This is a genomic window from Flavobacteriales bacterium (genome assembly GCA_013214975.1).
Classification (GTDB): domain Bacteria; phylum Bacteroidota; class Bacteroidia; order DT-38; family DT-38; genus DT-38.
The window spans coordinates 1-5,973 of sequence record JABSPR010000232.1 but is presented as its reverse complement, the minus strand read 5'-3'; the positions used below and the strand labels follow the sequence as shown (position 1 = coordinate 5,973).

At 36.8% G+C, this 5,973-nt stretch carries 8 protein-coding genes; 5 read left to right on the top strand and 3 right to left on the bottom strand.

Features of this window, described 5'->3' with window-relative positions; translation table 11 throughout:
• Both HRT72_07700 and HRT72_07695 read left to right on the top strand, forming a co-directional pair.
• Positions 1-1,113: pyridine nucleotide-disulfide oxidoreductase (locus HRT72_07700; protein ID NQY67590.1), on the top strand; the 1,113-nt coding region annotated here is incomplete at its 5' end.
• Between the two features lie 177 nt (positions 1,114-1,290).
• The gene (locus HRT72_07695) at positions 1,291-1,656 is read left to right on the top strand and encodes a hypothetical protein (GenBank protein ID NQY67589.1); all 366 of its coding nucleotides are present in this window, start codon (positions 1,291-1,293) and stop codon (positions 1,654-1,656) included.
• 138 nt (positions 1,657-1,794) lie between these two features.
• Here HRT72_07695 and HRT72_07690 read toward each other — a convergent pair whose 3' ends face one another.
• Entirely contained in the window at positions 1,795-2,022 is a 228-nt protein-coding gene (locus HRT72_07690; protein ID NQY67588.1) for a hypothetical protein, read from the bottom strand.
• 158 nt (positions 2,023-2,180) lie between these two features.
• Between HRT72_07690 and HRT72_07685 the strand changes: the two genes are divergently transcribed.
• Together HRT72_07685 and HRT72_07680 are read left to right on the top strand one after the other, a co-directional pair.
• On the top strand, positions 2,181-2,705 hold the full coding sequence (locus HRT72_07685; protein ID NQY67587.1) for a hypothetical protein: 525 nt from the start codon (positions 2,181-2,183) through the stop codon (positions 2,703-2,705).
• Between the two features lie 48 nt (positions 2,706-2,753).
• On the top strand, positions 2,754-3,677 hold the full coding sequence (locus tag HRT72_07680; protein NQY67586.1) for a hypothetical protein: 924 nt from the start codon (positions 2,754-2,756) through the stop codon (positions 3,675-3,677).
• A 2-nt stretch (positions 3,678-3,679) separates the two neighbouring features.
• Here HRT72_07680 and HRT72_07675 read toward each other — a convergent pair whose 3' ends face one another.
• Both HRT72_07675 and HRT72_07670 read right to left on the bottom strand, forming a co-directional pair.
• On the bottom strand, positions 3,680-4,711 hold the full coding sequence (locus tag HRT72_07675) for a sensor histidine kinase (GenBank protein NQY67585.1): 1,032 nt from the start codon (positions 4,709-4,711) through the stop codon (positions 3,680-3,682).
• 9 nt (positions 4,712-4,720) lie between these two features.
• Positions 4,721-5,404, bottom strand: a complete 684-nt coding sequence (locus HRT72_07670; protein NQY67584.1) for a response regulator transcription factor — start codon at positions 5,402-5,404, stop codon at positions 4,721-4,723.
• Positions 5,405-5,546: 142 nt separating this feature from the next.
• Here HRT72_07670 and HRT72_07665 point away from each other — a divergent pair.
• A partial coding sequence (locus tag HRT72_07665; GenBank protein NQY67583.1) for a cytochrome c occupies positions 5,547-5,973 on the top strand: 427 nt, incomplete at its 3' end.

Here is a 5,973-nt window from a genome sequence, read left to right as displayed (position 1 = left end):
TTACATCCAACATATGTAGGTAACGTTGTTAAAGCTTTAGGTTCAACCAAGCAAGGTTATCCATTGGTAACAAGATCGTTAGGCGAGGCAGGGGTTTTAAGTACTTTAAGCTCAAATGAGTTTATTTCTTCCATTAGAAATCAATTTGTAGCTCGAGTTCATAAAGTAGAGAGACTTACACCGACTATCTTAGAAGTAACACTACATGCACCTTTAGCTGCTAAGAATTTTGAACCAGGTCAGTTTTACAGATTACAAAACTTTGAGTCTTTAGCAATGTGTACAGAAGATGGTACAACTCTAGCTATGGAAGGTTTAGCATTAACTGGTGCTTGGCAAGACAAAGAGAAAGGTCTTATATCTGTAATTATTCTTGAAATGGGTGGATCTTCAGATCTATGTATGCACCTAAAGGATAATGAAGAGGTAATTCTAATGGGCCCTACAGGAACTCCAACAGAAATAGAAGGGAATGAAAAAGTAATGTTAATAGGTGGAGGCCTTGGTAACGCTGTTCTTTTCTCTATCGGAAAAGCATTTAAGGATGCAGGTTCGCAAGTGTTGTATTTCGCTGGCTATAAGGAAATGAAAGACAGATATAAGATTGAAGAGATTGAAAAGGCTTCTGATATTATTATCTGGTGTTGTGATGCTGGTACATTTGAGCCAGAGCGTCCACAAGACAAGACTTTCCATGGAAATATTATTGAAGGTATTGCTGCTTATGCGAAAGGAGAATTAGGGGATATGCCAATAAGAACGGAAGATTGTGATCGTGTAATTACAATTGGCTCGGATAGAATGATGGCTGCCTTGAAGAATTCGAGATACAATATCCTTAAAAAGTACTTCAAAGAAGATCACGTTGCATATGGTTCTATTAACTCGCCAATGCAATGTATGATGAAAGAGATATGCGCGCAATGTCTTCAGTTACATGTAGATCCTACTACTGGTGAAAGACATTATGTCTACAGCTGTTTCAATCAAGATCAGATATTGGATCATGTAGATTTCCCTCATTTAAATGAGCGATTAAAACAGAACAATGTGCATGAGAAACTTACGAAGCATTGGATCGATAGATCGTTAAAATCGTTGGGGCTGAGATAATCTAGTTTAGAATATTTATCTCTTTATACCGTAAGCATATCCGTGAAACAAAAACTCTGATTGGCTTTATCTGCAGGACTAATGTTAGGTCTTGGTATCTCCTTTTATTTCGTTACTAATCTTGCTCAAAAGTATTTGTACACCTCTGTAGCTGAGTAGATTGTTAAGGATAACAAGGTGATTTGGATCGCTATTTTAGAGAATATAAAGTATAGCGGAAATTTTAGTGAGGATGAAGATGGTATGATGAAATACCTACAATCTTTTTGCGACAATATTGAACTCTCAAACAATGGATATGTTTGTGTAGTTGATAATTCTGGAAAGCTAATAGCATATCCTGACTACGATCCCGATTATTTTGAAAGCTTAGGAGACGTATCTGTTTCTGATATTCAAGGTGAGAATGTGAAAACCTTTAAGGATATTAATACGAACGAAATATTTTCGGAATTAGCAAATTACGCAGATGCCGACTATAGCGACATTATTGTTTCAATGCTTGTTGGTGAATTAGGAAAACGCGTACAAGTACATCAATGAAAAGAAGATGTTTTGGAACAGGCCGAGGGTTATACGCTAAATGTGATGTATTGGGAACTTACTATAACGGTTATATTTGGCTTGATTGCCTTCTTCGGTCTGAAGATGATACACATAGTTCATGAGGAAAAAAGGGTACTAGTCGAACCCAGAATTAAGCATTAGCTCTAGGTCTAAAAAGGCTAAATCGTCCTTGTCTACTTCACGTATTAAATTCTTTGTAAGATATTTGTAAGCCGAACTGCTTTTGTCTTGTATTGCCTTCGCAGTAGCTTTTCGGGTTTTAGAAATAGTTAATTTACTACTCACCGACGAATTCTTTCCTGTAGAATAGCACAGGTCTATTAGGTTATTGAGATCAAACATTATAAAGTGTATTAAGTTGTTAAGTGATACGGAAATAGCGCCTTAAGGTTTTGCTAAATTGCTACGTAGGATTACCTATTTCCAAAGTATTTTAAGGAACATGGGTTAAGACAATTATTGTACCTTTCTATAAAATTCCAGACTATTTTATTCCTACCATGCGCGTTACTCTTGTACTTCTTATAGTTGTTTGTCAACTATTTTCGATTAACTCTTTTTCTCAAGGGAGGTTCGGTGCAGGTGCTAATGCTATCTACAACTTTCAAAGTGGAGGAATAGGTATTGGCTTGCAGGGAGATATGAATGTCTCCAAACGATTAATACTTGCTTCTCTAGTAGATTATTATCCGTCATTTAATACATACCACGAGTTGTACGTCGGTATTGAGAGTATTATTCCCATATTTCATGTTAAGAAAAGTTGGATAGGATATCCATTATTGGTCGGGTATTACCAAATGCTTTTTAATCACGGTAGTTTTGGTGCGGAAAAATCGAAGTTTAGCAATTTTACATATGAGGCAGGTTTAGGTTTTTCGAAAGCAAAGGGCACGATAAAACCGCTCGTAGAGCTGCGTTATGATATTAAATGGAAAGAGGTTAATTTGAGAGCAGGGGTAATGTGGTATTTCCCTCACAAAGATAAAGTACATAAGCGCTATCAATATATCTGGAAAATTTGAAACTCAGTGTTGAGTGTGTCGTTAAAATAGGAAGCTAAAAAACAAGTTATGAGAAATCAATATGTAAAAATTGCCAGTTTAGTTCTAATTGCAGTTTCTGTGATTGCAGTAAGTTGTAAAAAAGACAGGTTTGATGAAGAGAAAGAGAATAGCTCTACCTATTCTTCTATGGATGAATTCTACGATGCAAACAAACAGCCTGAGCAATCCGTAACGATAACTTACGAGGATACATGCTGTGGTCCGATATTTACAGGAACAGAGGGAACAAAAATATATCTGCATAGTAGTTTGTTCGAATTACCAGATGGTACGGACTTAACTGTTCCTTACGATATTAAGTTAATAGAACTTTATCCTATTTACGATATGATTTACTACAAACAGCCTACAATTGATAGTGATTTTCCAATAGAGTCTACTGCAGAGATTAAGGTAAGAGTCGTTAAAGATGGTGTAGAATGTATTTTGAAATCAGGCTTAGGATATAACATGGAGTTAAGTGCTGGTAAAGCGCCAGCTGCTAATAACGATATGTCTGTTTACTATGGTGCAACAGCAGAGGATGTATCCGATTGGTCAACGAGCTCAGATAATATTTCTTCTGTCGTAACTGATAGCGCTGGCTACTTTTTAACGATAGCAAAACTTAATTGGGTAAACTGTGCTAGGCCTTATGCCGAAAGTGGTGTTCACTCTAGTTTAGTATTTACTGCAACTGGTGCAGGAACAGAGTTTATTGATATCTGGGTGTCTTATAGTAGTGTTAAATCTTTAACGAGAGCTATCGATTTTACTGCGAAGAGCATACCTACTGCAAGTACGGTAGAAGTGGTAGCAGTAGCAATGGATCAAGATGGTAATTATGTTATGCATAATTCACTAGAAGTGGTTCTTGCAGATGGGTCTGTAACCTTAGATATGCAAGTTTCTACGAAAGAAGCGGTAACAGCGGTATTCGAAGACTTATAGAATTAAGCTTTCTTTAGGGTGAATTCAAAGGTAGATCCTGTACCGAGAGTGCTCCGTACATTAATAGACTGATCGTGCGTTTCTACGATGTGTTTAACAATGGCTAAACCCAAACCGGTTCCACCCATGTTTCTAGATCTGTTGGTATCAACCCTGTAAAACCTTTCGAAAAGACGGGGGAGGTGCTCAGCGCTAATTCCCATTCCGTTATCCGAAACCTCTACTAGTATCTTGTCGTGGATTTCGATTACATGTACAGTTGTGGTGCCGTTTTGCTTACCGTATTTAACAGAATTCACTATTAGGTTTGTAACCACCTGACGGATTTTTTCCAGGTCGGCTGTTACGAAATAATTTGATTTTGTATTGGGTGCAAATTTCAAGTTGATCTCTGCGGCTGTAGCTTTAAATTCCAATGTTTCGAATACCTCAGAAATTAAATCGTGTAAATTGAAACGAGTCAAGTTGAGGCTCATTTGGCCGCTTTCGATCATGGATATGGTGCTTAGGTCTTCTATGATCGCACTCAAGCGTTCCGTGTTCTTAGCGGCTTTGTAAACATATTCTTGGTTTATCTCTTTATCCTCAAATCTCCCATCAATAAGCGTTTCTAAATACCCTTGAATATTAAAAATTGGCGTTTTTAATTCGTGAGATACGTTAGCCAAAAACTCTTTTCTGTATTTTTCTAGGCGTTCTAGTTGTTCCTTCTCTTCATTCTTATCCTTCACCCAATTCATTACCTCATCTTGTGTTTTTTCTAGATTAGGAAACTGGTCAATTTGAATGTCGTTGAAATCCGTTGAATACATGGATTGGTAAATGACATTGATTTTAGTTTTAATGTAAACTCTAATCAGGTAGGCTAGAAAGAAGTATGTAGCGCTGAATAGAAGAATGGATAAAACGAGGATAGTTAATAGAGAGTTGAATTTTCCATCTAAAAGCAGAAAAGAATACGCAATACCTACAGAAACAATGGTTGTCGCAATAGCAGAGATTAATGTTATTTTTTTTGCTGAAATATTTTGCATGCTTCTGTCTTAAAAATCGGCTTTGTAGCCGATTCCTTTACTTGTTATAATGTATTTGGCACCGATTTTCTCTCTTAATTTTCTAATGTGTACATCGAGTGTTCTGTCGCCCACGAAGATTTGGTTTCCCCATAGTTCCATGTAAATCTCGTCTCGCGAGAATACTTTCCCAGGCGTAGAGGCAAGTAGTGCAAGTAGATCAAATTCTTTTTTCGGTAGGTCTATTTGGACACCATCTTTAGTGACAGCCCTTTTTTCAGGATTAATAATGATATCTCCCAGTGTGATTTTCTTAGTGGAAGTATGATTGGTACCACTTCTTTTGAGCAAAGCATTAATTCTTGCTGTAAATACTTTTGGTCTTATTGGTTTGGTAATGAAGTCGTCTGCGCCTACTTCAAATCCGGTAATTTCAGATATCTCTTCATCTCTTGCAGTAAGAAACACAATTAAAGTCTTGTTGAATAAGGCTTCTTTTCGCAATTCCCTACATACTTCAACACCGTCTTTACCCGGCATCATTAGGTCTAAAACAATAAGATCTGGTAGTTTCTTGCGGGCTAATTCAATCCCTTTATAGCCATCGTCTGCAGTATACACTCTATATCCTTCTTTTTTTAAGTTGTAGCTCAGGAACTCAAGGATGTCCGTTTCGTCATCTACTAAGAGTATTTTCTTCTGCAATTTATCCATACGCTAAGGTAGCTATCCTCGGTTTAAGGTAAACAAAGATGAACTTTAATGTTGACAACTTCATGTATAATCATAGCTTCTAACATCGATTAGGTTTTAGATTATTGAATAAATCAGTGTAATTTTATAGGAACCTTATAAGATGAGCAAAGGAAAATTATTCGCATTAGTGGCAGTTCTGTTACTCATGTTTCTTTTTGGATTTAATGTAATTCAAGAAGGTAAGAGAGGAGGACAACTAATCTATTCAGAAAGTTGCGCTGCTTGTCACGGCCCCAATATGGAAAAGCTAGTAGGCAGATCTAAGCTTGCTTGGGATAATAAAGATTACGTTGTAGAACGCATAAAAAATGGAAACCCAGCTGTGGGTATGCCGCCATTTAAAGACCTCTTGGTAAAAGATGATATTGACAAGCTCGTAAAGTACCTCTTAACTAATCTAGAAACTTTAAATAAGGAAATACCAAAGGTAGATAGTAGCCTACATTCATCGAAAGAACTTAATTACACGTTAGAGACGGTTGTAGACTCTATTAATATCCCTTGGGGTATGACATGGCTTCCGAATG

Excerpts from the sequence above, each read along its gene's own strand:
- HRT72_07690 (NQY67588.1), bottom strand. The coding sequence starts at position 2,022 with ATGTTTGATCTCAATAACCTAATAGACCTGTGCTATTCTACAGGAAAG.
- HRT72_07685 (NQY67587.1), top strand. The coding sequence starts at position 2,181 with ATGCGCGTTACTCTTGTACTTCTTATAGTTGTTTGTCAACTATTTTCG.
- HRT72_07680 (NQY67586.1), top strand. The coding sequence starts at position 2,754 with ATGAGAAATCAATATGTAAAAATTGCCAGTTTAGTTCTAATTGCAGTT.
- HRT72_07675 (NQY67585.1), bottom strand. The coding sequence starts at position 4,711 with ATGCAAAATATTTCAGCAAAAAAAATAACATTAATCTCTGCTATTGCG.
- HRT72_07670 (NQY67584.1), bottom strand. The coding sequence starts at position 5,404 with ATGGATAAATTGCAGAAGAAAATACTCTTAGTAGATGACGAAACGGAC.